The sequence below is a fragment of the Streptomyces sp. cmx-4-9 genome, assembly GCF_046548835.1.
Taxonomy (GTDB): domain Bacteria; phylum Actinomycetota; class Actinomycetes; order Streptomycetales; family Streptomycetaceae; genus Streptomyces.
The window spans coordinates 148,256-172,387 of sequence record NZ_JAEBEE010000004.1; the positions used below are offsets into that span (position 1 = coordinate 148,256).

Consider the following 24,132-nt stretch of genomic DNA (forward strand, 5'->3'; position numbering starts at 1 on the left):
GGCTTCCGGACGTCGGACCGGGTCCAGGGCCGGCGCCGACGCGACCGCCGTGAAGGTGTGCGGGGCAGAGGCGATTTCCAGCCGCCGTCCTTCCGCGCAGAGCGCCGCCCCGGCCCGGCTCACCGGAGCCCGGGCTCCGTGGGGGGTTCCGGCTGCCCGGGCGCCCCGGCGGGTCCGGTGCCGCCCTCGGCGGGTCCGGCGGGCGGAGGTGTGGCGGACCGTGCGGGTTCGAGCGGCGGGGCGGTCACCGCGCAGTGCGTACGGCACTGCGGACGGCACCCGCCGGGTGCGGGGGAGCGCACCAGCGCCCAGGCGAGGGCGGCGCCGGCCACGAGGGCCCCTGTGCACCAGGGCATGGCCCGGCTGAAGGCGGCGTCGAACTGCTCCGCCGAGCGGTAGGCCTCCGGCCCCATCCCCGACAGCAGCGGCAGCGCCGCCACCGCGAGCAGACCGGCCGCGCGCGCCGCGGCATTGTTGATCCCGCTGGCCAGCCCGGCCCGGCCCGGGTCCACCGAGGCGAGGACGGCCGAGGTCAGTGGCGCCACCAGGACCACCATGCCCGCCCCCATCACGAGCAGTGCGGGCAGCACGTCCCGTACGTACGAGGCCTGCGGCCCCACCCGCAGGACGAGCAGCATCGCGGCGGCGCACAGCAGCGGCCCCACCGTGAGCGGGATGCGCGGGCCGATGCGCTCGCCGAGCTCTCCGGACCGGGCGGAGAACAGCAGCATCAGCGCAGTGGTGGGCAGCAGGGCGGCCCCGGCGCCCAGCGCCGAGTATCCGGAGACCACCTGGAGCTGCAGGACCACCAGGAAGAAGAAGCCGCCGAAGGCCGCGTACACGCACAGCGTGACCAGGTTGACGGCGGTGAACTGCCGCGAGGCGAAGATCGCCGGCGGCACCATCGGGTCGGCCCGCCGCCGCTCCACCAGGACGAAGGCCGCGCCCAGCAGTACGCCTCCGACCGCGGAGGCCGCCACGAGTGCGGTGCCCGCCCGGGCCTCGATCAGCGCGTAGGTGACCAGGGCCAGCGAAGCCGCCCCGAGCGCCGCGCCGAGCACGTCGAACCGGCCGTGCGCGTGCGGATCGCGGGACTCCGGTACGTGCCGCAGCGCCACGGGGACGCACAAGGCGGCCACCGGCACGTTCAGCAGGAACACCCAACGCCAGCCGGGACCGTCCACCAGCCAGCCGCCGAGGAACGGGCCGACGGCCGCGCCGACGCCGCCCAGCCCGGACCACAGGCCCACCGCGCGGGCCCGGTCGCCGGGATGGACCGACCCCTGGATCAGCGCGAGCGACCCGGGGGTCAGCAGGGCGCCGCCGACGCCCTGGAGGGCCCGGGCGGCGATCAGGACCCCCGCGTTCGGGGCGAGTCCGCAGGCCAGGGAGCCGACGGCGAACCACGCCACGCCGAGGACGAAGATCCGGCGCCGCCCGAACCGGTCGCCGAGGGCCCCGCCGACCAGGATCAGCCCGGCCAGCGTCAGCAGGTAGGCGTTGACGGTCCACTGCAGGACGGCCAGGTCGGCGCCGAGGTCCTGCCCGATGCTCGGGAGCGCCACGTTGACCACGGTCGAGTCCAGCATGGCCATGCTCGACCCGAGGACGGTGGTCAGCACGATCCACCGCCCCTGCGCGGTGCCCAGCCGCACCGCGCCCGCGGGGCCGGGCCCGCGGGCGCCCGCCGTGCCCGCCGCCCGACCCGGCCCCGGTGGTACGCGGGGGCCGGAAGCCGGTGGTTTGCCGGGGGTCGCGGTCATGCCTCCAGGCTGGCCCGCCCGGCCGGGTCCAGCCACCGGAGCCGGGTGGCTGCTGGGGTCGCCCCCCGCCTGGGCCTCCCGGCCCCGCCGCGGTCCGGGCCGGTCCGGCCCGGTCCGGGCGCACGGTCCCGGACGTACGGCCTTGACCGCCCGGAAAGGCGGCTCATTTGGCCCTCTTGTAATGGCCATGACGACTCGTTCACCATGGCCCGCGCACCTCACCCACGCACGTTCCGCACAACCTGCACACGGCGTACGAGGAGACCACACGTGGCCCCACGCAACAGACGACCCTTACGCGCGGCGCTCGCCGCCTTCGGCTCGGTCCTGCTCCTGCCCCTCGGCGCGGGTGTCGCCGCGGCCGCACCGGACCCCGGACCCACCCCGAGCGCGGCCGAGCGCAAGATCGAACCCAAGCTCCGCGCCCAGCTCGACGGCTCCGAGAAAGCTGTCTTCTGGGTCTACCTCGACAGCGCCGCCGACCTCACCGCGGCGCGGGGGCAGCAGACCCGCGCCGCCAAGGCCGAAACGGTTCTGCGGGTGAAGAAGGACCATGCCGCGCGCAGTCAGGCCGAGGTCGTCAAGGCGCTGAAGGGCGCCCGGGCCGAGTACACCCCGTACTGGATCGTGAACGCGGTCCGCGTGGTCGGCAGCGAGAAGCTCGCCGGGTCCCTGGCCCAGCGCCCCGAGGTGGCCCGGATCGACGCGGACGACAAGGTCGCCCTGCCCGAGCCCGCCGGGGGCAGCCGCGAGAAGACCACCGCCGACGCCGTCGAGTGGAACATCGACCGGATCAAGGCCCCCCAGGTCTGGGACCAGCTCGGCGTCCGCGGTGAAGGCATCGTCGTCGCCAACATCGACAGCGGCGTGGACTACACGCACCCGGCCGTGAACCACCAGTACCGCGGCAGGAACGCGGACGGGTCCTACGACCATGCCTACAACTGGTTCGACCCGGCCGGAGTCTGCGACACCGCCGCCCCCTGCGACAACAACGACCACGGCACCCACACGATGGGCACCATGGTCGGCGACGACGGCGGCGCCAACAAGATCGGCGTGGCCCCCGGGGCCACCTGGATCGCCGCCAAGGGCTGCGAGTCCAGCTCCTGCTCCGAGGCCTCCCTGCTCGCCGCGGGCCAGTGGATCGTCGCCCCGACCGACCTCAACGGCCAGAACCCGCGGCCCGACCTGGCCCCGCACGTCGTCAACAACTCCTGGGGCGGCTCGGGCGGCGACACCTGGTACCAGGAGATCGTGAACACCTGGCGCGCCGCGGGCATCTTCCCCGCCTTCTCCAACGGGAACTCCGGCCCGGGCTGCTCCACGAGCGGCTCGCCCGGCGACTACGCGAACTCCTACAGCTCCGGCGCCTTCGACATCAACAACGCCATCGCCTCCTTCTCCTCGCGCGGTGCGGGCCCCGGCGGCATCGTCAAGCCCAACATCTCCGCACCCGGCGTGAACGTCCGCTCCTCCGTGCCCGGCGGCGGATACGAGGCCTTCTCCGGCACCTCGATGGCCTCCCCGCACACCGCGGCCGCCGTGGCGCTGCTCTGGTCCGCCGCGCCCGCCCTCGAAGGCGACGTGGCACAGACCGAATCCCTGCTGGACGGCACCGCGCTGGACACCGACAGCAGCCAGTGCGGCGGCGCCCCCGCCGACAACAACGTCTTCGGCGAGGGACGGCTCGACGTGCTCGCCGCCGTGAACTCCGCCCCGCGCGGCGCCATCGGCGCCCTCGGCGGAACGGTCCGCTCCCACACCGGCGAGCCCGTCGCGGGAGCCCGGATCACCGCCGACGGCCCGATCGACCGCACGACGACCACGGCAGCCGACGGCAGTTACACCTTCGGCTCCCTCTCGGTGGGCGACTACGCGCTGACGGCGGCCAAGTTCGGCTACGGACAGCAGACGGCCACGGCCACCGTGACCGAGAACGCCACCGCCACCGGCGACTTCACCCTCACGCAGGCCGCCTCCGGCAAGCTCACCGGCACCGTCTCCTCGGCCGCCGGCCCCGCCGCGGGCGCCACCGTCACCCTCGCGGACACCCCGGTGACGGCCACCACCGACGCGCAGGGCCGCTTCGAGGTCACCCTGCCGCACGGCACGTACGACGTGAACGCCACCCACCCCTCCCGCTGCGTCACCGCCGGCACCGCGAAGGCCACCGTGGCCGGCGACACCACCGTCGCCGTGCGCCTCCCCGAGCGCACCGACGGGTACGGCCACGCCTGCTCGGCGGCGGGCGACCGGCCGTACCCGGCGGGGAGCCGCCAGCTCGCCCTGACCGGCGACAACACCACCGAGCGGGTCGATCTCCCCTTCCCCCTGCCGCTGTACGGCAAGACGTACGGCCAGGCCTGGATCGGGACGAACGGCACGGTCAGCTTCGGCGGCAACCACACCGGTGACATCAACGGGGACATTCCGAGCACGGCCACGCCCAACGCGGCCCTCTACCCGTTCTGGGACGACCTCGTCGTCGGCGCCGCGGGCAGCGGTTCCGGGGTCTTCACCGCCGTCACCGGCACCGCCCCGCACCGCAGCTACGTGATCGAATGGCGCGAGGTGTCCCACTGGTCGGCGCAGGCGGACAGGTTCTCCTTCTCCGCAGCGATCGGCGAGGACGGCACCGTGACGTACTCCTACAAGGGCACCGGCGGCACCGGCATCAAGGGCGGCTCCACGGCCACGGTCGGTGTGGAGAACGCGGCCGGCACCGACGCCTTCAGGTACTCCTTCAACACCGCGGTCATCTCGGACGGCCTGTCCCTCGCCTTCCGCACCACCAGGAGCGGCGTGGTCGCAGGCCGTGTCCTCGACGCCAACGACGGCAACGGCGTCGCGGGCGCCACCGTCACCGTGGGCACGGGCGACGCGGCGGTGTCCGCCACCACGGCCGCGGACGGCGCGTACGTGGTCCAGAGCCCCTCGGGGGCGCTGCCCGTCGCCCTCGCCGCGCCCGGGTACGAGCCCGCGCAGGCGACGGTCGAGGTCAAGGCCGCCGACGTCACCACGGTGACGCAGGCCCTGCGCACCGGCAAGGTGACCTCCTCCACGGCGGCCGTGGAGGTCGTCCTCGGAGCGGACCGGCAGCGGACCCGCACCCTGGACCTGACCAACCCGGGCCTCGGCACGGCCTTCACGGTCACCGAGGACGCTCCCTGGCTGACGGCCACGCCCGGCGCCGGGAACCTCCCGACCGGCGGCAAGACCCCGGTCACCCTCGCCGTGGACACGGCGGGCCTGGCCCCGGGCACGGTCCTCACCGCCGACCTGAAGATCGCCTCGGCGAGCGGCCGGACCCCGGTCCTCACCGTCCCCGTCAAGCTCGTCGTCCCCCGTTACCAGACCGCCCTGGACGCGGGCTCCGACTACCCGGGCACGGACGCCGCCGGTGACGACTGGTCCGCGGACCGCAAGTACACCCCGGGCTCCTACGGGTACCAGGGGAACGCCTCCGTCCGGTCCACCGGCCGCACCATCGCCGGCACGGACGACCAGCGGCTGTTCCGCACCGCCCGCGAGGGCATGTACGAGTACCGGTTCGACAACGTGCCCAATGGGACCTACACGGTCGAGCTGGGCTTCGCGGAGCTCTCCTCGGCCAAGCCGGACAAGCGCGTCTTCGACGTCCTCGCCGAGGGCGCACCCGTCCTGCCCTCGCTGGACATCTCCCTGGAGGCGGGCACCTACACGGCCCTGACCCGCAGTTACACGGTCACGGTCACCGACGGGGCGCTGAACCTGCGCTTCGTCACCCACAGCGGCTTCGGCAAGCCGCTGCTGAACACCCTGCGGGTGACCGACCGCCCCGACAAGGGCTGACCGCACCGGCCCGGCCCCCGCCACCCACCGGCATTCGGGTGGCGGGGGCCGGGCGCGGCGGGACCGCACCCGCGGGAGCCCGCACCGGATGGCTAATGTGGGCGACCATGACGCTGCTGAGCGACCGGACCGCGGACATCCGGGCCCTGCTGGGCCGCCATCCCGGGGCGGCCTGGGCAGCCGGTGACCCCGAAGGCGCCCACACGGAAACCCTCCCGCCCCGCCTCCCCGGCACCGCGGACCTCCCGGCCACCGCGGACCTCCCGGCCACCGCGGACCTCCCGGCCACCGTGGACCTCCCGGCCACCGCGGACCTCCCGGCCACCGTGGACCTCCCGGACGCCCCGGCCCGCGCGGACGCCGCCGGAGCCCCCGACGCGCCGGGAGGGGTCTTTGACGTCGACGGGCTGACCGCCGTCCTCGCCCTGTGGCCCGTCGTCGGAAGCCTCGTCGACGAGGGCGCCCTGCACCTGCACACACCGCTCTCCGCTTACGGGGAGCCGGCCCCCGCCGGCCTCACCGCCCACCACCTGCTCACCCGCCCCGACGGCGCCCCGGCCCTCACCGCGCTCGCCGAGACCCTCGGCGGACGGCCCCTGGCCGAACTCGCCGCCACCCGGGTCTGGCGCCCCCTCGGCATGACGGGCACCGGCCGTGCCCACGGCGCCCTGCGCGCTCCGCTGGCCGACCTCGTCCGGTTCCTGTGCCACGTCTCCGCCCCGGCGGACCCGCCGGCCCCGGCCGGCCCCACCCGCAGCTGGATTGCCGAGTCCCTGCGCATCCGCACCGGTGAGCTCACCCCCGCCCGCGGCCTGCTCTGGCAGCCGGCCCCGCACGGCGTCTGGGCGCACCCCGCGCCCGAACCCGGCGGCCCCGCCGTGTGGGTGTGCCCCCGCCGCCTGCGCTGGGCCCTGCTGCTGCCCGGCGCCCCCGCCCCCGCGGGCCTGCGCGGCGCCTTCCGGGAGGCGGTCTTCGCCCCGGCCCCCGTACCGCCGCCGCTCACCGCCGCCCCCCGGCCGTAGCCCTCGGGGCGCGGACCCCGCGGGAGCGACGTACGGTGATGCCGATGTCACCGGCCGTTGTTTTTCCCGCTGCGGAGGTACACGGATGCGTACGGTCCAAGGGGTGGCCCTCGACGGGTTCAGAGCCCGGGTACGGGCCCTGGCAGGGCGCACCGGCACCCCGGTGCGGCGTGCGCCGGCCGGCGCCCTGCGGCCGGCCGGCCCGACCGCCGGCCCGGCCCCCGCCGGACTGCGCGGCTCGGTACGGGAGTCCCTGCCGCGCGCCCTCTCGCTCGTCCGCGACCTCGTACCCGCCCGCGACCGCCGGCGGGCCCGCGCCCGCACCCCCCACGCCTCCGCCGCCGACCTGCGCGCCCTGCGGGACCGGCGCGGCGACGCCCCCGTCCTCGTACGGGCCCGGTCCGGCCGGCTGCTGCTCGTCCTGCTCGCCCCCGGCGACCTCAGCCGGTTCTACGCCGAACCCCTGAGCGTCCTCGGCGCCGACCGCCCCCCGCCGGCCGGCGCCGGCTGCGCCCACGCCGAGCCCGGCGGCGACCAGCCGGGGACCGAGGCGCAGGTGCTCGCCGCCGCGGACGCAGTGCACCCCGCCTGCGGGACCTTCCTGGCCGCCGTCGCCGAAGAGGCCCGCCACCTCACCGCCTGCGCAACCCTCGACCTGGCGCGCACCCGGTACGCCGTGGGCCGCGCCGCCCGCCGCATCGTCCTCGGCGACGCCGCCGCGGCGGACGCGGAACTCGCCGACTGGCTCGGGCAGTCCCGGGCCAGGGGCGCCGCGCGCGCCGCCCACCGCATCCGCGAGTACGCCCGCCACGCCGGCCCGGGCACCCTGCTGGGGCAGGCCGCCCGGAATCCGGACCCCTCCGCCGCGGACCCCGCGGGCCAGGCCCGCCAGTGGCTGCTGGCCATGGACGCCCTCCCGGCCACCCTGCTGCGCACCCTCCTGCTGCTCGGCGCCCACCCGGCCGAGCAGGACGCGGCCGCCGCCGAGGCCGCCGGGGACCCGGCCCGCGGGGAACTGCGCCGACTGCGGGCCTGCGTACGGGAATCCCTGCGGCTCTACCCGGTGGTGCCCGACCTGATCCGGACCACGCACACCGAGACCCGGTGGCGTGGTGTGCCCTACCCGGCCGGGACCTCCGTGCTGCTGCCCGCCGCGTTCCACCAGCGGGACCCCGAACGCGTACCGGCCGCGCACGCCTTCGTACCGGGCCGCTGGAAGAACCCGGACGCGGAGCGGGACCTGCGGATGGCGCCCTTCGGACACGGCGAGGGCCGCTGCCCGGGCGCCGAGCTGGGCCTGCTGGTCACGGCCGCGTTCTGCGCCGAGGTGCTGCGCGGCCACCGCGTGGGCCGGTCCCGGCCGGTGCTGGACCCGGTGGGGCCGCTGCCGGCGCACCTCGACCCGGACGCCGTCCGGCTCACCCTCGTCCGCCGCTGACCCGGCCGGCCCGCCGCCTCCCCCACTCGCGCGCCACCCGCCCGCGCCCCACACCTGCCCCTGCTTCCTGCCGACCACGTGAGGACCCCATGCCCGACGCCGCCGCCACCGCCGCGTCCCCCGCCCCGTTCCACGACGCAGAGACCGACCTGCTCGTCGACCTGTGCCGTGAACTCGCCGATGCCGCCGACGCGGTCGGCGAGGCGGCCCGCTACGCCTCCGGGCTGGCCCTCGGCGCCCGGTTGCCGGCGGTCGCCTTGGCCCGGGGCGGCGGCCGCCGGCTCGGCTGGCGCACCCTGCTGCGCACCCTCACCGACCCCTCGGGGCTGGGCTGGGCCCCGCGGGGCCGGGGCGTGGCGCGGGCCGGGCGGCTGGCCGGGACGCTGACGGGCCGCGAGAGCCTCGCGGTCACCGTGGCCGTCTGCGGGTTGCGGGTACGCATCCGGGCCGCGAGCGCGGCCCGGCCCGAACTCCGCGACGACCCCGGGGCGGCGGCCGTGCTCCAGGCCGTCGAGGAGGGCCGGCAGGCGCAGGCCGCCCGGCTGTTCCGGGCCATCGTCCGCGACCGGGGGGCCGGCCCCGCCTTCTCGCTGCTGACGCCCGCCTTCGCCGACATCCTGGCCTGGAACGCCCTGACCGACGCGAACCCCTTCAACGACCACGCGGGCTGGCAGGTCGCAACCGGACGGGTTCTGCCCGCCGCCCCGCTGCTCGGACTCGGCGCCGCCTTCCGGGCGTTCTGCGACCGCGGCCCCGGCCAGGCCCCGGGCCGCCCCGGTCCGGCGGAGCCCCGTCCGCAGCGGACGGCCCGGCCGCCGGCCTCGTACCCGAGCCCGCACCTGCCCCCGAACACCGGTGTGGTGACCGGGCCGGAGCGCCCGGGCAGTCTGCGCGGGCACGCCGCCGTGCTGCGCTCCCATGCGGCCCGGCTGCGGGTGGCGGCGGACGCGCCGGCCCGGCGGGGCGGGGAGTCCGAGGTCCTGCGGACCGAGGTGGCCGCCCTCGCGGGCCGGTGCACCACCGCGGCGGACGGCTTCTGCCTGGCGGCGGCGCAGCTCGGCGAGAGCTCCCCGGCGCCGGCCCCGTAGTGCGGTGACCGGACGGGTTCACCTGTCCGGACACCGCACTAGAGGACCAGGGAGAGCAGCAGGACGAAGCCGAGGGCGACCACGGAGATGATGGTCTCCATCACGGACCAGGTCTTCAGGGTCTGTCCGACGCTCATCCCGAAGTACTCCTTGACCAGCCAGAAACCGGCGTCATTGACGTGGCTGAAGAACAGTGAGCCCGCCCCGATGGCGAGGACCAGCAGAGCCGTCTGCGTGGTGGGCATGCCCGCGGCCAGCGGGGCCACCAGGCCGGCCGCCGAGATCGTGGCCACGGTCGCCGACCCGGTGGCCAGCCGGATGGCCACGGCGATCAGCCAGGCCAGCAGCAGCGTCGGGACCGCCCAGTTCTCCGAGAGCTCCAGGATCATCCGACCGACGCCCGCGTCGATCAGGGTCTGCTTGAACCCGCCGCCCGCGCCCACGATCAGCAGAATGCCCGCGATCGGGGCCAGCGACTTCTCCACCGTCGTGGACAGGCGGGCCCGGGTGAAGCCGGCCGCCCGGCCGAGGGTGACCATGCCCACCAGGACGGCGGACAGCAGGGCGATCAGCGGCGAGCCGATGACGTCGGTGACGCGCTGCACCGGGTCGGCGGGGTCGTCGACGACGATGTCGACCAGGGCCTTGACGAGCATCAGGGCGACCGGCAGCAGCACGGTGAAGAGGGTGGCCCCGAACCCGGGACGGCGCGCCGACTCCTCGGCGGGCCGCGGCGGGACCATGGTCTCGGGGGCCGGGATGTCCACCCACCGCGCGGCGTACCGGGAGAACACCGGACCGGCGATCACCACGGTCGGTACGGCCACCAGCACGCCGAGCGCGAGGGTGACGCCCAGGTTCGCGTGGAGCGCGTCGATGGCGACGAGCGGGCCGGGATGCGGCGGGACCAGGCCGTGCATCACGGACAGCCCGGCCAGGGCGGGGATCCCGATCCGCATCACCGAGTAGCCGCCCCGCCTGGCCACCATCAGAACCACCGGGATCAGCAGCACGATGCCGACCTCGAAGAAGAGCGGCAGCCCGATCACCGAGGCGATCAGCACCATCGCCCAGGGCATGGCCCGGCCCTTGGCCCGGGCCAGGATCGTGTCCACGATCTCGTCCGCGCCACCCGAGTCCGCCAGCAGTCTGCCGAGGATCGCCCCGAGCGCGATGAGCATGCCCACACCGGCGACCGTCGAGCCGAGGCCGGCCGTGAAACTTGCGATCGTCTTGGCCAGGGGCGCGCCCGCGAAGACGCCGAGGGCGAGCGAGCCGACCGTCAGGGCCAGGAAGGCGTGCATCTTGAGGCGGGTGATGAGCAGGACGATGACGGCTATGCCCGCGAGGACGGCCAGCCCCAGCTGGGTGTTCCCGGCCGTGGTGATCGGTCCGGTGCCGGCCGCTGCCAGTGTCTCGGCGCTGAGACTGGTCACGGTGACGATTCCTTAGTTGTCGGGGGCGGTGAGGCCGCGCAGGGCGGCGAGCGCCCGCGCGGTGATGTCCTGCGGGGTTCCGGACACGTCGACGACGACGCAGGCCTCGTCCGCCTGGAGCGGCTCCAGGGCGGCGAACTGGGAGTCCAGCAGCGTGGTGGGCATGAAGTGGCCCTTGCGGGCCGCCATCCGCTGCTCGATGAGCGGGCGCTGCCCGGTGAGGTGGACGAAGACGGCGTCGGGAGCCGCGGTGCGCAGCCGGTCGCGGTAGCAGCGCTTGAGGGCCGAGGCGGAGACCACCCCGCCGCGGGTGCCGGCACTGTTGCGGACCCAGGTGCCGATGGCGTCCAGCCAGGGCCACCGGTCCGCATCGTCCAGCGGGGTGCCGGCCGACATCTTGGCGACGTTCGCCGCCGGGTGGAAGGCGTCGCCCTCGGCGTACGGGATACCGAGGGCTTCGGCGAGGAGCCGCCCCACGGTCGTCTTGCCCGTGCCGGCCACGCCCATCACCACAATGACGCGCTGGGTGCTCACGTCCACCTCACTGTCCTTCTCGACACCGGTTCGTGTGCGTGGGCACCACTGAAGCCTATTAAGTCGTACGTATTCAAGGGGTCGGGGTGAAAACGTCGCACCTTTTCTCGGCCTGCGGCGTCACCGTACGCTTACGCCATGACCACCGAAGGCAGTCCGGGGCAAGGGCTCCACTCCCACGTGCTGGACACCCTCGGCCTCGCGATCACCGCGGGCGAGTACCCGCCGGGCAGCGTCCTGCGCACCGACGAGATCGCCGGGCGCTTCGACGCTTCGCGCACCGTGGTGCGGGAGGTCGTGCGCGTCCTGGAGTCCATGCACCTGGTCGAGTCCCGCCGGCGGGTCGGCGTCACCGTCCGCCCCACCGACCAGTGGAACGTCTACGACCCGCGCGTCATCCGCTGGCGCCTGGCCGGCTGCGACCGCCCCCGCCAACTGCGCTCGCTCACCGTGCTGCGCTCCGCGATCGAACCCGTCGCCGCCGCACTGGCGGCGGCACTGGCCACCCCCGACCAGTGCGCCGAACTCACCGAGGCCGCCCTCGGCATGGTCCGCACCTCGCGCGGCCACCAGCTCGACGCGTACCTGCGCCACGACATCGCGTTCCACCGCACCGTCCTGAACGCCTCCGGCAACGAGATGTTCGCCCGGCTGGGCGACGTGGTCGCCGAGGTGCTGACCGGTCGCACCGAGCACGCCGTGATGTTCCACGACCCGGACCCGGCCGCCGTCACCCTCCACGTCCAGGTGGCCGAGGCCGTCCGCGAGGGCGACGCGGCCCGCGCCGAGGCACTCACCCGGCAGATCGCGGCGGGCGCGCTGGAGGAACTGGACGTCCTCGCTCCGTAGGAGTGTCCGCCCCGGGCCGCACGCACGCCCCCGGGCCGCACGCACGCCCCGGGCCGCACGCACGCCCCGGGCCGCACGCACGCCCCGCCCCCGGGGCGTCCCGTCCGGATCGTGCCACCCGGCGCGGACGGCCCGGCACAATGGGGTGCGGCGCGGTCGCCGCGGCCCCGGACGGGGCCGGACCCCGGCCGCCCGGGGGAGGGGCGATGGAGCGGAAGATCCAGCAGATCGAACTGCCCGGAGGGGAGACCGTCCTCGCGCGGGTCGGGGTACTGCACCCCGAGGACCTCCCCGACGGGGCGTGGCAGCCGGCCTACGAGGACGTGGGCGCGCTGGAGCACCTCGCCGCCCGCGTGGAGCAGTTGAACGAACTCGTCAGCGGCATCGGGTCGGCGGTGCTCGACGCCGCGCTCGCCGCCCGCCCCGACGAGGTCAGCGCCACCTTCGGCATCGAACTGGTGGCCAAGCCCGGTAAGGCGGTGGCCCTGCTGGCGGACGGCGAGGCGAAGGCCGCCCTCTCGGTCACCCTCACCTGGCGCCCCCGCGGGCAGGAGCAGGCGGGCCCCGCACGGGACTGATCAGCCGGCGGCCGTGCGCGGGGTGGTCTGCTGGACCGCCCAGCCGTTGCCGTCGGGGTCCGAGAAGTAGACGAACGAGCCCCACGGCATGTCCTGGACCTCCGTCACCTCGATCCCGCGGCCGCGGAGGTCGGCGTACGCCTCCTCGATGTCCTGGACGACGACCTGCAGGTTGTCGAGGGATCCCGGGGTCATCCGGGTGAGCCCCTTGCCCAGGGCGATCGAGCATGCCGAACCCGGCGGGGTGAGCTGGACGAAGCGGATGTCCTCGCTCACGGTGACGTCGTGGTCGGCGCGGAAGCCGATCCGCTCGTAGAAGGCCTTGGCCCGGTCCACATCGGTGACGGGCACGGCGACCAGTTCCAGCTTGATGTCCATCGCGAGCTCCAGGATCGGCAACGGGCCGGGGGACGGCGGGTGAAGGGACCCGACGGCCATCATGCTCCGGGCAGCGGGAGTGCGCCGCTCGAAGCCGCCTTCTGCGCCCCGCCGGACCCGATTGCGGCGTCCGGGCCCCCGCCCGCACCGGCCTCGGTGTCCGCCGGTGCGTCCCCCGCCGCGAACTGGGTGCGGTACAGCTCCTCGTACCGGCCCCCGGCCGCCAGCAGCTCCGTGTGCGTGCCGCGTTCCACGATCCGGCCGTCCTCGACCACCAGGATCTGGTCCGCCGCCTGGACGGTCGACAGCCGGTGCGCGATCACCAGCGCGGTCCGGCCGGCCAGTGCCTCCGCCAGCGCCTCCTGCACGGCCGCCTCCGAGGTGGAGTCCAGGTGCGCGGTGGCCTCGTCGAGGATCACCACCCGCTGCCGGGCCAGCAGCAGCCGCGCGATGGTCAGCCGCTGGCGCTCGCCGCCCGACAGCCGGTAGCCGCGCTCCCCGACGACCGTGTCCAGTCCGTCCGGCAGCGAGGCGACCAGCCCGTCCAGGCGGGAGCGGCGCAAGGCCTCCCAGAGCTCCTCCTCGCTCGCCCCGGGCCGGGCCAGCAGCAGGTTGGCACGGACCGACTCGTGGAAGAGGTGCCCGTCCTGCGTGACCATGCCGAGGGTCTCGCGGATGGAGTCGGCCGTGAGGTCGCGTACGTCGATCCCGCCCAGGCGGACGGCGCCCGCGTCCGTGTCGTACAGCCGGGGCAGCAACTGGGCGATGGTCGACTTCCCGGCGCCGGAGGAGCCCACCAGCGCGATCATCTGGCCCGGTTCGGCCCGGAAGGACACCTCGTGCAGGACCTGCGACCCGCCCCGGGCGTCGAGGGTGGCCACCTCCTCCAGAGAGGCCAGCGAGACCTTGTCGGGGGAGGGGTAGCCGAAGGAGACCGCGTCGAACTCCACGGCCACCGGCCCCTCCGGGACCCGGCGGGCGTCCGGCTTCTGCGCGATCAGGGGCTTCAAGTCGAGGATTTCGAAGACCCGCTCGAAGCTGACCATGGCGCTCATCACCTCGACCCGGGCTCCGGCCAGCGCGGTCAGCGGGGCGTAGAGCCGGGTCAGGAGCAGGGCGAGGGCGACGACCGAGCCGGCGTCCAGGGTCCCGCGCAGGGCGTAGTAGCCACCCAGGCCGTAGACGAGCGCCAGGGCCAGGGCGGAGACCAGGGTCAGCGCGGTGATGAAGGCCGACTGGGCCATGGCCGTACGGATACCGATGTCCCGCACCCGCGCCGCGCGGGCCGCGAACTCGGCGGACTCGTCGGCGGGCCGCCCGAAGAGCTTGACCAGGGTCGCTCCCGGCGCGGAGAACCGCTCGGTCATCTGGGTGCCCATGGCGGCGTTCAGCGCGGACGCCTCCCGCTGCATGGCCGCCATCCGCGCCCCCATCCGGCGGGCCGGCAGCACGAATACCGGGAGCAGCACCAGCGCCAGCAGGGTGATCTGCCAGGAGATGCTCAGCATCACGGCCAGGGTCAGCAGGAGCGTCACGCTGTTGGCGACCACCCCGGACAGGGTGTTGCTGAACGCCCGCTGGGCGCCGATGACATCGTTGTTGAGCCTGCTGACCAGCGCCCCGGTGCGGGTCCGGGTGAAGAAGGCCACCGGCATTCGCTGCACGTGGTCGAAGACCGCAGTCCGCAGGTCCAGGATGAGCCCCTCACCGAGGGTGGCGGAGAGCCTGCGGGTCAGCAGCCCCAGGCCGGCCTCCGCGACGGCGATCAGCGCGATGAGCAGGGCGAGGCGGGTGACCGTACCCGTGTCCCCGCCGCCCACGATGGAGTCCACGACCCGGCTGGCGAGCACCGGGGTGGCCACCGCGAGCAGGGCGGTGACCACGCTGAGCAGGAGGAAGAGGGTGAGCCCGCGGCGGTGCGGGCGGGCGAAGCCGGCCACCCGGCGCAGGCTCGCCCGGGAGAGCGGCCGACGGTCCTGCTGGGCGTTGATCGCGCTGTGCAGCGACGTCCACGCGGTGATTTCCATGTCCATGAACCGAACGCTAGGACCTGGACCGGACTTGAGGTCAACGCCCCGGCCCGGACCACCCGTTCCGGGGGTGCGGCGCGGCCGGCGGCGGACGGCCGACTCCCTTGACAGCGACGGGATTTCGCGAGCCCCTGCCGCAACCGGTGTCCGGTGCGACCATCGGGGCATGACGCACGGATCCGAGTCCGCCCGCTCAGACCGACCGCCTTTCGACCACACCGGCGCAGCGCCCGCCGACACCGTCCTGAGCCGCTTCGAACGATGGGCCGCCGAAACCCCCGGCGCCCGCGCCGTCATCGCCGGCGCCGAGAGCCTCACCTACGGAGAACTCGACGCCCGTGCCGAGCGGGTGGCGGGCCGCCTGCTCGCCGCGGGGCTGCCACAGGACGCGGTCGTGGCCGTGGGGACCGCCCGGCAGGCCGAACTCCTCGCGGTCGTCCTCGGCATCCTCAAGGCCGGCGCCGCCTACACCGTCGTCGATGTGGACGCCCCGCACACGGCCCGCCGGCTCCTCTCCCGCATACAGCCCTTCGCGCTGCTCACCCGCGCCGCCCACCAGGCCCGGCTCGACGACGGCAGCGGGCTGCGCGTCATCCGCCTCGCCGTGGACCCGGACCCGGCCGAACCGGCCGGCCGCCCCACCGGCGGGCCCCCGCGCCGCACACCCGGACGGACCGCCGCCGTCCTGTCGACGGGGGGACCGCAGCCGCGCCCCGTGCCCGTCGGCCACGCACTGCTGCTCGCCGCCTACGAGAGCTGGGCCGAACTGGCCCGGCTGGGCCCCGGCGACCGCCACCTGTTCACCGGCCCGCCCGCCGTCACCGCCTTCGCGGCGGGCTGGACGCGGGCCCTGTGCTCCGGCGGCGCCCTGGTCGTACCGGAGCGGGCGCCCTGGACTCCCGACACGGTCCGCGCGGCGGCCGAGGCCGAGCGGGTCACCGTCCTGCACACCGATCCGGCGGGCGCAGCCCACCTGCTCCTGCCCGGCCCCGCGCCGCAGGGCACGGCCCCGCCGACGCCCGTGCCCGGCCCCCGCAGCGGACCGCAGCCGCGGCTGCGCGCCCTGCGGCTGCTCACCGTCACCGGTGACCGCCTCCACCTCGACGAACAAGCCCTCCTCCAGAGCCGCCTGCAGACCGGCGTGCGCCTGCTCAACGTCCACGCGCTGACCGAGACCGCGGGCACCGGCACCTGGTTCGGCCTGACCCAGCTGTCCGGCCCGGTCGAGGACCCGCAGCAGCTCTCCCTGATCGGCACCCCCTTCCCGGGCTGCCGCGCCGACCTCCGCGACGGGGAGCTGTACCTGGTCCCGCCGGGCGGCGGCGCCCCGGTCCCCACCGGCGACCTGGCGCGCCTCCGGGACGACGGCCTGCTGGAGTTCGGCGGCCGGATCCGCGACCGGATCACACTGGACGGCCGCGTCCTCGATCCGCACGCCCTCGAATCCGTCCTGCGCGGCCATGAGGACATCGGCGCGGCGATGGTGGCCGCCGTACCCGGACCCGACGGGGCGCAGCGCCTCGTCGCCTACCTCGCTCCCCCCGCGCAAGACGCTTCCCGGCGCCCTGGCGGCAACCTCCCCGACGCCGACGCGGTGCGCGCCCACCTGGCGGACAAGGTGCCCTCCGGAGACCTGCCCCGCGCCGTGGTGCGGTTGCGGGCGCTGCCCCGCAACCGGGCCGGCCAGGAGGACCGCGCGGAGCTGCCGCAGCCTCCGCGGCCCGTCCACGGCCACACCGGCCGCGGCGCGGTCCGCGGCGGCAAATACGGGCCGGCTGCCGCAGGGACCGCGGACACCGGCGGCGCCGCCTCCGCCTCCTGCGCCGTGGGCTGCGGCGCGCTCGTGCCGGGCCTGGCGGCCCGGCTGTTCACGGACGTCCTCTGGCCCGGGTCCACGGACCTCACCGGGGTGCCGTCGCCCTGGTCGTTCCTCTTCACGGTCCTCTACCTGGTCGAGTGCCTCGCCTTCGGGCTCGGCGTGCTGTTCCTGTTCACGGGGCGCTCCCGGATGGCGGCGTCCCGCGACGCCGGCCGGGCCCTGACCACCGCGGCCCATCTGGCGGTGGTGTACCTGCTGGTGTCCTGGTGGCCGCAGGACAACCTCTACCGGCTGGCGGCCAAGCAGGACTGGCCGCGGCAGGCGGCCCTCGTCTACACCTTCAACGTCCCCCTGATGCTCGCCGCGGCCGTCCTCGCCTTCCACGTCACCCGCCGCCGGACCCCGGCCTTCGACGTCGACGACTGAGGCCCGCCCCGGCCGGCGCCGGGGCGGTTCACGGCCGGCGACCGCGTCAGCGGGCCTGCGTCGGCCCGCACTCCGCGCCGGCCGCCAGGGCCCGCGCCCGTACCAGGGCCTCGGCCGCGTCCAGCACCTGCGGATGGTGCGCGGCGACCAGTACGCCCAGCCAGGGCTGCGGAGCGAAGGCGCCGGTCGGGATGGCGGGGACGAACACCGCGCCGATCCGGGCGCAGTCCCGGGCCAGCGCCGTGCACAGCTCGTCCAGCGGACCGTCCGGGAGCCGGGCGCCGAGCTCCACCCGGTCGGCGATGCGCACCAGGTGCCCCGCGCCCCGCAGCGCGTCGAGCCGCGCAGCCACCATGAAGGCCACCGACGGCCCGGTGAGCCGCAGATTGGCCTCCACCGGCGCGAGCCGTCCCGCGCCGTCCACCACGAAGTCCACATCGAACCAGCCGCGGTGACCGCAGTCCGCGAGTTCCCGCCCCACCGCCTCCCCGAAGCCCAGCAGCGCCTCCTCGAACCGGGCCGGCACCACCCCCGGGCCGACCGTGGCCCCCCGGTACCCGGCGTCCTGCACCTCCATCACCGCCCCGCCGACCGCGTGCGCCCGGCCGTCCGCGGCCACGAACCCGTCGTACGTGAGGTCCCTGGGCCCTGCGCCGACGGGCGGACCCCCGACGTACTCCTCCACCAGGAGCCGGCCGCGCGGCAGCCCGCGCAGCACCGCCCGGGCGCCGCCCGCCGCGCGGACCCGTCCGGGCGTCACCACCGTGGTGCCCGAACCGCCCACTCCGTGCTCCGACTTCAGCACACTGCTGTCGCCGGCCGCGGCCCGCGCCGCCAGCAGCCGGGCCACGGCCCACCGGCTGCCGGGCCGCCACTGCCCGGGCAGCACGATCCCCGGGTGCCCGCCCCGCGCCAGGACCCGCCCGAACAGTGCGTGCGCCGCGGACTTCGCCTCGTGGCGCAGCTCCCCGCTGCGCCACGGCACCCCCGCCAGCTCGGCGAACGGCCGGGTCCGCCCCCACGGCACGAGGGGCAGCCCCGCCCCGGTCAGCCGCGCGGCCAGCGCCGGCCGGGCCCGTACCGCCCCGATGAGGCCCGGCCCCGCGGCCGTGAGGGCGTCGTACACCTCCACCCCGGCCCAGCCCAGCTGGCGGCAGACCAGCTCGGCCCAGCCCCGCGGCACCGCACGCGGCAGCGCCAGCGCCGCCGGGTACGGGCTGTAGAAGGCGGCCAGGGCGGCGTAGTGGTGCGCGGCCCGCTGGTCCCGGTCCAGGGAGGCGTCGGCGAACTGCGCGTTGAACTCGGCGACGTTGCCCAGGTGGACGGCCCGCCCGCCGCCCGTCCACGCCCGCGCCCAGCCGGCCAGCGGGGCGGGTGCCACCTCGAAGCGCACCAGGGCGGTCCCGGCCGGCGCTGTTGGATCGAGGGGGTCCGTGGCCGGGTCCCGCGCGGTCTCCACGGCTCCCATGGCCCGGTAGAAGCCGGCCGCGTGCGGGTCCGCGTCGATCAGCAGCCTGCGCACCCCGAGCTCCACCGCCCGGCGCAGCACGTCCCGGTAGAGCAGCCGGCCCACCCCCTGCCCGACGGCCGAAGGTTCCACGAAGAGCAGCCCCAGCACCGCCCGGGCGGGCGCACCCTCCAAGGAGGCCAGCCCGAGGACTCCCCCGCACGCACTTTCGGCCACCACGATCCGCCGCGACACCACCTCGCAGGGCCTGATCCGCAGTTCCTCCGCACACGCGGCCAGGAACGCGCCGTCGTACCCCCAGTACGCCTTGGACCGCATCACGAGCCCGGTCAGCGCCTGCGCCTCGTCCGCCCGTGCCCGCCTGAGCCCTGCCACGTCCTGACCTCCCCATGGTCCGGTGCACAACCGTGCGATAGATTCGGCCTCCCCACGGCACATGCCTTCCCACCCATCGTTCCCACCCACCCGGAGACAGGCTTCTCAATGAGCGACATCATCAACGGACTTGGCCGCACCAGCGCCTACGGCGCCCTCGGCCTGGTGCTGCTGATCCTCGGCATCGTCCTCGTGGACGTGCTGACGCCCGGGAAGCTCCCGAAGCAGATCTGGGAGGAGCGCAACCGCAATGCCGCCCTCCTGCTCAGCTCCGCACTCCTCGGCATCGGCGGCATCGTCTTCACCTCGATCTGGACCACCTACGACGACTTCGGCAAGGGCCTGCTCTCCACCGCGGCCTTCGGCGTCCTCGGCCTGGTCCTGATGGCCGTGGCCTTCCTGGTGCTCGACCTGGTCACCCCCGGCAAGCTCGGCGCCATCGTCGTCGACCCGGAGCCCCACCCGGCCGTGTGGGTCACCGCCTCCTGCAACCTCGCGGTCGCTGCCATCGTCGCGGCCTCCATCGCCTGACACGGTCCGCGCCGACGCCGGGCCCTGCCCGGCGCGCCGACCCGCCCAGAGCGCCGCTCCCCCCGGGGGAGCGGCGCTCTCGGCACCCCCACCTGCCCGGCCCGTCAGGCCAGGCCCAGGGCGAACACCGCGAACCCGGCTGCCAGCAGGCCCGCCACCGCCCGGCGCACCGCCGGCGCCCGGCCCGCCGCCACCGGCGGACCCTCGAACCGGCGCGCGTACCGGGCGATCCCCACCAGCAGCGCCGCGAACACCGGCAGCCATGCCGTCCGGGCCGCGATCCAGCCCAGGCTGTCCGGAGCCGTCGTCAGCCCCGCCAGCCCGCCCGCCAGCGAAGCGGGCACCGCCGCCGCCAGCATCGCGCTCTGGTGCCAGCACAGGATCGTCATCGCGCACAGGTTGACCGCCACCACCGGGGCCCACAGCGCCGGCCGGGCCAGCAGCCCCGCGATCCGGTCGCGCAGCAGCAGCGCCGCCCCCGACTGCGCGGCGGCCAGGGCCAGGACCAGCAGCGACGGCGGGTGCGAGTTCGTCCGGACCTCACCCGGGACGCCGACCATGGACGCCGGGTACTGGAAGACCGCCAGCAGTACGGTGAACAGCACGCCCCCGCCGGCCAGCAGCAGCCAGGCCCCCCGCCGCCCGATCCGCCGCCCGCCCCAGGCCACGCCCAGCTGGTAGGCGAACAGCCAGCCCGGCAGGATGTTCAGCACCGGCAGCCAGGACGGCACGGCCTCGGCGTACGGCCCGTAGCGCAGGAAGTCCACCGCCGCCACCGAGCCGATCAGCGGGAGCGCCGCCCAGCCGCCGAACCGGTGCGCCGCCCGCACGCAGTACGGGGTCAGCGCGGTGACCACCGCGTACACCCCGACGAACCACAGCGGTTGGACCACCAGCGTCGCCCCGGTCCGCAGCGTGGCCTCCGGCACCCCGGCCGCGTACAGCACCGGTGCGGCCAGCGCCCACACCGCGGTCACCCCCAGGACCGGCCGCCCCAGCCGCACCATGCGGCCCTTCAGCCACGCACCCGTCGAACCCCGGCGCCGCTGGAAGGAGAGCGCGGAGGCATACCCCCCGACGAGGAAGAAGATCCCCAGCATCTGGAGCACCCAACTGGCCGGGGCGAGCCCGCCGAACGCCGACAGCGGGCTGGCGTTGTGCAGGCCGCCCTGCCCGTCCACGGTGAAGCCGCCGAGCATCCAGTGGCCCGTCGGCACGGCCAGCAGGGCGAGGGCGCGCAGTCCGTCGACCGCCCGGTCGCGGTGCGCGGGAGTCTGCCGGTCGATCCGCTCGGCGGCCCGGCGCAGCGGGGCCAGGGCGGTGGAGGTCTTCATCGGAGCTCTCCCTTGGCGATCGCGGCGAAGGCCGCCAGGGAGCGGGTGCCGGAGGCGAAGTAGCCGGTGTGGCCCTGCACATCGGCCGCGGGCACCCGGCGGGCGCCGAAGGCCGGGGAGGCGGGATCGGCGCCGTGGCCGATCCCGGCGAACTCCACGTGCGGCACGTCGGCGATCCAGTCGGAGGGGCCCCGCGCCGCCCAGACCCGGGCGCCGGTGTGCAGGGCGGCGGCGGAGCCGGCGCGCATCCCGGGGGAGCCGAGGACCACCACGTCCGTGGCGTCCGTGTCGCGGGCCGCCAGCCCGCACACCACCGAGCCGTAGCTGTGGCAGAACAGCACCGGGTCGGGTGCGCCGACCGCATCGAGGCCGGCCGTGAACCGGGCCAGCCGGACGGCCCCGGCCTTCGCGAGCCGTCCGTCGGCCGCATCCAGACCGACCCCGACCGGGGTCGTGTACCCGGTCCACGCGATCACGGCGGTGCCCCCGCCGGCGGCCGTCCGCAGCGAACGGGCCATGCCCGCGGGCCCGGTGCCCTCCCTGCGGCGGTCGTCGTGGCGGGAGGCGTCGTTGTCGGAGCCCGGCACGACCACCGAGACGTGTGCGGCGTGCGCCAGGTCGCCGAACACCTCGGCGACCTGGCCCCGGCCGCGCGGGTCGAAGGCGAGGACCTGCCGGTCCGGCGCCGCCAGCGAGGCGTACCGCGCCTCGCCCGTCGCGGCGACGGCGAGCCGGTTGGCCTCGTACCGCAGGGGGAGCGGCGCACCGTCCAGATTGCCGACCACCAGGGGGTGGCGGTGCAGGAGCCGCCGTTGCGCGCCCTCGTCCAGAGCGGCGAAGAACCGGGCCACCTCACCGGGCGAGGCGGCGGCCGGGTCGGGCAGCGGCCGGCCCCCTTCCGTGTCAGCCCGCCAGGCATCGGCCCCGGGCGGCGGCCCGGTGACCGCCCGCTGGCTGTCGCCGGAGGCCCACCCCGCGGTCCCGACGACGGCGGCCACCGCGACTGCGGCCGTGACCAGCGTCCTTGTGAAGCGGCGCATGCCCCTTCTCCTCTCCTCGTGACGAGGAGGAAGGTAAGGAGGGGGCCGTGGCGCGGACGTCCCACCGGGGAGCCAATCCGGATGTCATACCCCGGTAGGGGGTGGAGGAGACGGCCCCCGGATGTCAGCCGCCGTCGCCCGGCCGTACCAGGCCCGCCTCATAGGCGAAAATGACCGCCTGGGCCCGGTCGCGCAGGTCGAGTTTGGCCAGCACCCGTCCGATGTGCGTCTTCACCGTCTGCTCCGCCAGCACCAGATGGGCGGCGATCTCCCGGTTCGACAGGCCGCGCGCGATGAGTTCCAGTACCTCGGTCTCCCGGGGGGTCAGCCCCTTCAGCCGCAGGGCCGGGTCCTTGCGCGGTGCGGGCCGCTGGTGGACGAAGTCGGCGATCAGCCGCCGGGTCACCGAGGGGGCCAGCAGGGCCTCGCCCGAGGCGACGACCCGTACCGCCGCGATCAGGTCGGCCGGCGGGGCGTCCTTCAGCAGGAAGCCGGAGGCGCCCGCCCGCAGCGCCTCGTACACGTAGTCGTCGATGTCGAAGGTGGTCAGCATCAGGACCTTCGGCCGGTGCACGACTCCGGGCGGCGGGTCGAGGAGCTGCCGGGCCGCCGCCAGACCGTCCATCTCCGGCATCCGCACGTCCATCAGCACCACGTCGGGGTGGGTCGAGCGGGACACCTGGACGCCCTGCCGGCCGTCGGGCGCCTCGCCCACCACGTCGATGTCGGCCTGTGCCGACAGCAGGGCGGCGAACCCGGCCCGCACCATGGCCTGGTCGTCGACGATGATCACGCGGATGGTCAACGGGCGTCCTCGTTCGCAGGGGTGGTGCCGGCCCCGGGACCGGCGTCCAGCGGCAGCCGGGCGGCGACCCGGAAGCCGCCGTCGGGCAGCGGACCGGTGTCCAGGGTGCCGCCGGTCAACCGTACGCGTTCGCGCATCCCCACCAGTCCGTGACCCGTGCCCGAACTCTCCAGTGCCACCGGGGCGTCCCGCGCCGGACCGTTCACCACGAGCACGAGGACCTCGTCCGCGTCGACGGTCACCGACACCCGGGTCGCCGCCCCCGGAGCGTGCCGCACCACATTGGCGAGGGCCTCCTGCACGATCCGGTAGGCCGACAGGTCCACGGCCGGCGGCGCAGCCCCCGCTGCCTCGGCCGCCTCCGCCGCCAGGGACAGGTCCACCGGCTGCCCGGCCCGTACGGTCGTCTCCACCAGCTGCTGAAGCCGCCCGATCCCCGGCTGGGGGGCCCGCTCCCCGACGCCGCCGCCGTCCCCACCGTCGCCGCGCAGGACAGTCAGCAGCCGCCGCATCTCGCCCAGCGACTCCCGCGCGCTCGCCGCGATCGCCTCGAACTCCTCCCGTACCGGCTCCGCCATCCCGGGCAGCCGGTACGGAGCGGAATCGGCCTGCACGGTGATCACGGACATGTGGTGGGCCACCACGTCGTGCAACTCCCGGGCGATCCGGGCGCGTTCCTCCAGCAGGGTGCGCCGGGAGCGCTCCGCCTCGCTGATGCTCTCCTGCTCCGCGATCCGCTGCTGGGCGTCGCCCAGACCGCGCAGCGCCCCGGTCAGGGCGAGGACGACGCCCGCGAGCACGAAGAGCAGGGCGGCGGTGTCCGCGGCCCCCGGCGGCTGGAAGAAGTGCAGTACCACTCCGACCGCGCCCGTCACCAGCCACACCCCCACCAGGGTCCGGACGGACTCGCGCAGCCCGAGGCAGGCCATGAGCACCAGGTAGCCGACGACGGCCATCGGGGTCCACGGCCAGGCGTGCCCGGCCACGTCGGCGCCGAGCAGCTGGACCGCGCCGAGGGTGTCCGCCGCGAGGACCAGGGCCCAGGCGGCCACCGGCCGGGTCACCGCGAGGAGCAGCGGCACGGTCTGGGCCACCCCGAACGCCCCCGACCAGCCGCCGCCGGCCTGGTAGTCGTTGGTCAGGACCGTGATGGTCACCGGCAGCAGCGACAGGACGAACAGGGCCGCCACGACGTACGGCAGCATCCGCTGCCAGGGCCTCGGCGCCCGCGCGAACAGCGGCTCCGTCGTGCGGGCCGGCGTCCGCAGCACCACGGCCAGCTGCGCCCACGCACCGGGCACGCGCCCCGTACCGACACGTGAGGGGGCCTTCGTACGGGTCCGGCCGAGCCGCCGCGCGCGGGGTAGATCGCTCATGACCGGCC

The 24,132-nt window shown here is 75.6% G+C and carries 18 protein-coding genes; 8 read left to right on the forward strand and 10 right to left on the reverse strand.

What is annotated here, in order from left to right; genetic code table 11:
* Positions 1 to 119: 119 nt before the first annotated feature.
* Complete coding sequence (locus tag ACLJTM_RS14410; protein WP_411103935.1) at positions 120 to 1,763, reverse strand: MFS transporter; 1,644 nt, start codon at positions 1,761 to 1,763, stop codon at positions 120 to 122.
* A 270-nt stretch (positions 1,764 to 2,033) separates the two neighbouring features.
* Between ACLJTM_RS14410 and ACLJTM_RS14415 the strand changes: the two genes are divergently transcribed.
* The 4 genes from ACLJTM_RS14415 (at position 2,034) to ACLJTM_RS14430 (ending at position 9,145) form a co-directional block, all read left to right on the forward strand.
* Complete coding sequence (locus ACLJTM_RS14415; protein WP_411103936.1) at positions 2,034 to 5,597, forward strand: S8 family serine peptidase; 3,564 nt, start codon at positions 2,034 to 2,036, stop codon at positions 5,595 to 5,597.
* A gap of 107 nt (positions 5,598 to 5,704) precedes the next feature.
* A complete protein-coding gene (locus ACLJTM_RS14420; protein WP_411103938.1) occupies positions 5,705 to 6,619 on the forward strand; it encodes a hypothetical protein in 915 nt (304 codons plus the stop codon).
* Positions 6,620 to 6,704: 85 nt separating this feature from the next.
* The gene (locus tag ACLJTM_RS14425; RefSeq protein ID WP_411103939.1) at positions 6,705 to 8,057 is read left to right on the forward strand and encodes a cytochrome P450; all 1,353 of its coding nucleotides are present in this window, start codon (positions 6,705 to 6,707) and stop codon (positions 8,055 to 8,057) included.
* An 89-nt stretch (positions 8,058 to 8,146) separates the two neighbouring features.
* Positions 8,147 to 9,145: a hypothetical protein gene (locus tag ACLJTM_RS14430; RefSeq protein WP_411103940.1), complete on the forward strand. Its 999-nt coding sequence runs from the start codon at positions 8,147 to 8,149 to the stop codon at positions 9,143 to 9,145.
* A 38-nt stretch (positions 9,146 to 9,183) separates the two neighbouring features.
* Here ACLJTM_RS14430 and ACLJTM_RS14435 read toward each other — a convergent pair whose 3' ends face one another.
* On the reverse strand, positions 9,184 to 10,581 hold the full coding sequence (locus ACLJTM_RS14435) for a gluconate:H+ symporter (RefSeq protein ID WP_411103941.1): 1,398 nt from the start codon (positions 10,579 to 10,581) through the stop codon (positions 9,184 to 9,186).
* A 12-nt stretch (positions 10,582 to 10,593) separates the two neighbouring features.
* Positions 10,594 to 11,115: a gluconokinase gene (locus ACLJTM_RS14440; protein WP_411103942.1), complete on the reverse strand. Its 522-nt coding sequence runs from the start codon at positions 11,113 to 11,115 to the stop codon at positions 10,594 to 10,596.
* A gap of 138 nt (positions 11,116 to 11,253) precedes the next feature.
* Here ACLJTM_RS14440 and ACLJTM_RS14445 point away from each other — a divergent pair, with 138 nt between their 5' ends.
* Complete coding sequence (locus ACLJTM_RS14445; RefSeq protein WP_411103943.1) at positions 11,254 to 11,964, forward strand: FadR/GntR family transcriptional regulator; 711 nt, start codon at positions 11,254 to 11,256, stop codon at positions 11,962 to 11,964.
* Positions 11,965 to 12,170: 206 nt separating this feature from the next.
* Complete coding sequence (locus ACLJTM_RS14450; RefSeq protein WP_411103944.1) at positions 12,171 to 12,542, forward strand: CU044_2847 family protein; 372 nt, start codon at positions 12,171 to 12,173, stop codon at positions 12,540 to 12,542.
* Here the strand turns inward: ACLJTM_RS14450 and ACLJTM_RS14455 are convergent, their stop codons facing one another.
* Positions 12,543 to 12,920: a VOC family protein gene (locus ACLJTM_RS14455; protein ID WP_411103945.1), complete on the reverse strand. Its 378-nt coding sequence runs from the start codon at positions 12,918 to 12,920 to the stop codon at positions 12,543 to 12,545.
* Between the two features lie 59 nt (positions 12,921 to 12,979).
* Positions 12,980 to 14,953, reverse strand: a complete 1,974-nt coding sequence (locus ACLJTM_RS14460) for an ABC transporter ATP-binding protein (RefSeq protein ID WP_411103946.1) — start codon at positions 14,951 to 14,953, stop codon at positions 12,980 to 12,982.
* 163 nt (positions 14,954 to 15,116) lie between these two features.
* Here ACLJTM_RS14460 and ACLJTM_RS14465 point away from each other — a divergent pair, with 163 nt between their 5' ends.
* A complete protein-coding gene (locus ACLJTM_RS14465) occupies positions 15,117 to 17,195 on the forward strand; it encodes an AMP-binding protein (RefSeq protein WP_411103947.1) in 2,079 nt (692 codons plus the stop codon).
* A gap of 46 nt (positions 17,196 to 17,241) precedes the next feature.
* Here the strand turns inward: ACLJTM_RS14465 and ACLJTM_RS14470 are convergent, their stop codons facing one another.
* Positions 17,242 to 19,038, reverse strand: a complete 1,797-nt coding sequence (locus ACLJTM_RS14470; RefSeq protein ID WP_411103948.1) for a GNAT family N-acetyltransferase — start codon at positions 19,036 to 19,038, stop codon at positions 17,242 to 17,244.
* Positions 19,039 to 19,146: 108 nt separating this feature from the next.
* On the opposite strand from ACLJTM_RS14470, the gene ACLJTM_RS14475 reads away from it, so the two are divergent.
* Entirely contained in the window at positions 19,147 to 19,569 is a 423-nt protein-coding gene (locus ACLJTM_RS14475) for a DUF350 domain-containing protein (RefSeq protein ID WP_411103949.1), read from the forward strand.
* Between the two features lie 104 nt (positions 19,570 to 19,673).
* Here the strand turns inward: ACLJTM_RS14475 and ACLJTM_RS14480 are convergent, their stop codons facing one another.
* From ACLJTM_RS14480 to ACLJTM_RS14495, 4 genes are all read right to left on the reverse strand, one after another.
* Entirely contained in the window at positions 19,674 to 20,903 is a 1,230-nt protein-coding gene (locus ACLJTM_RS14480) for an acyltransferase family protein (protein WP_411103950.1), read from the reverse strand.
* Positions 20,900 to 21,943, reverse strand: a complete 1,044-nt coding sequence (locus tag ACLJTM_RS14485; protein ID WP_411103951.1) for an alpha/beta hydrolase — start codon at positions 21,941 to 21,943, stop codon at positions 20,900 to 20,902. The genes ACLJTM_RS14480 and ACLJTM_RS14485 overlap by 4 nt, the downstream gene beginning before the upstream one ends.
* 124 nt (positions 21,944 to 22,067) lie before the next feature.
* Entirely contained in the window at positions 22,068 to 22,748 is a 681-nt protein-coding gene (locus tag ACLJTM_RS14490; RefSeq protein ID WP_411103952.1) for a response regulator, read from the reverse strand.
* A complete protein-coding gene (locus tag ACLJTM_RS14495) occupies positions 22,745 to 24,124 on the reverse strand; it encodes a sensor histidine kinase (RefSeq protein ID WP_411103953.1) in 1,380 nt (459 codons plus the stop codon). The genes ACLJTM_RS14490 and ACLJTM_RS14495 overlap by 4 nt, the downstream gene beginning before the upstream one ends.
* Positions 24,125 to 24,132 lie beyond the last annotated feature (8 nt).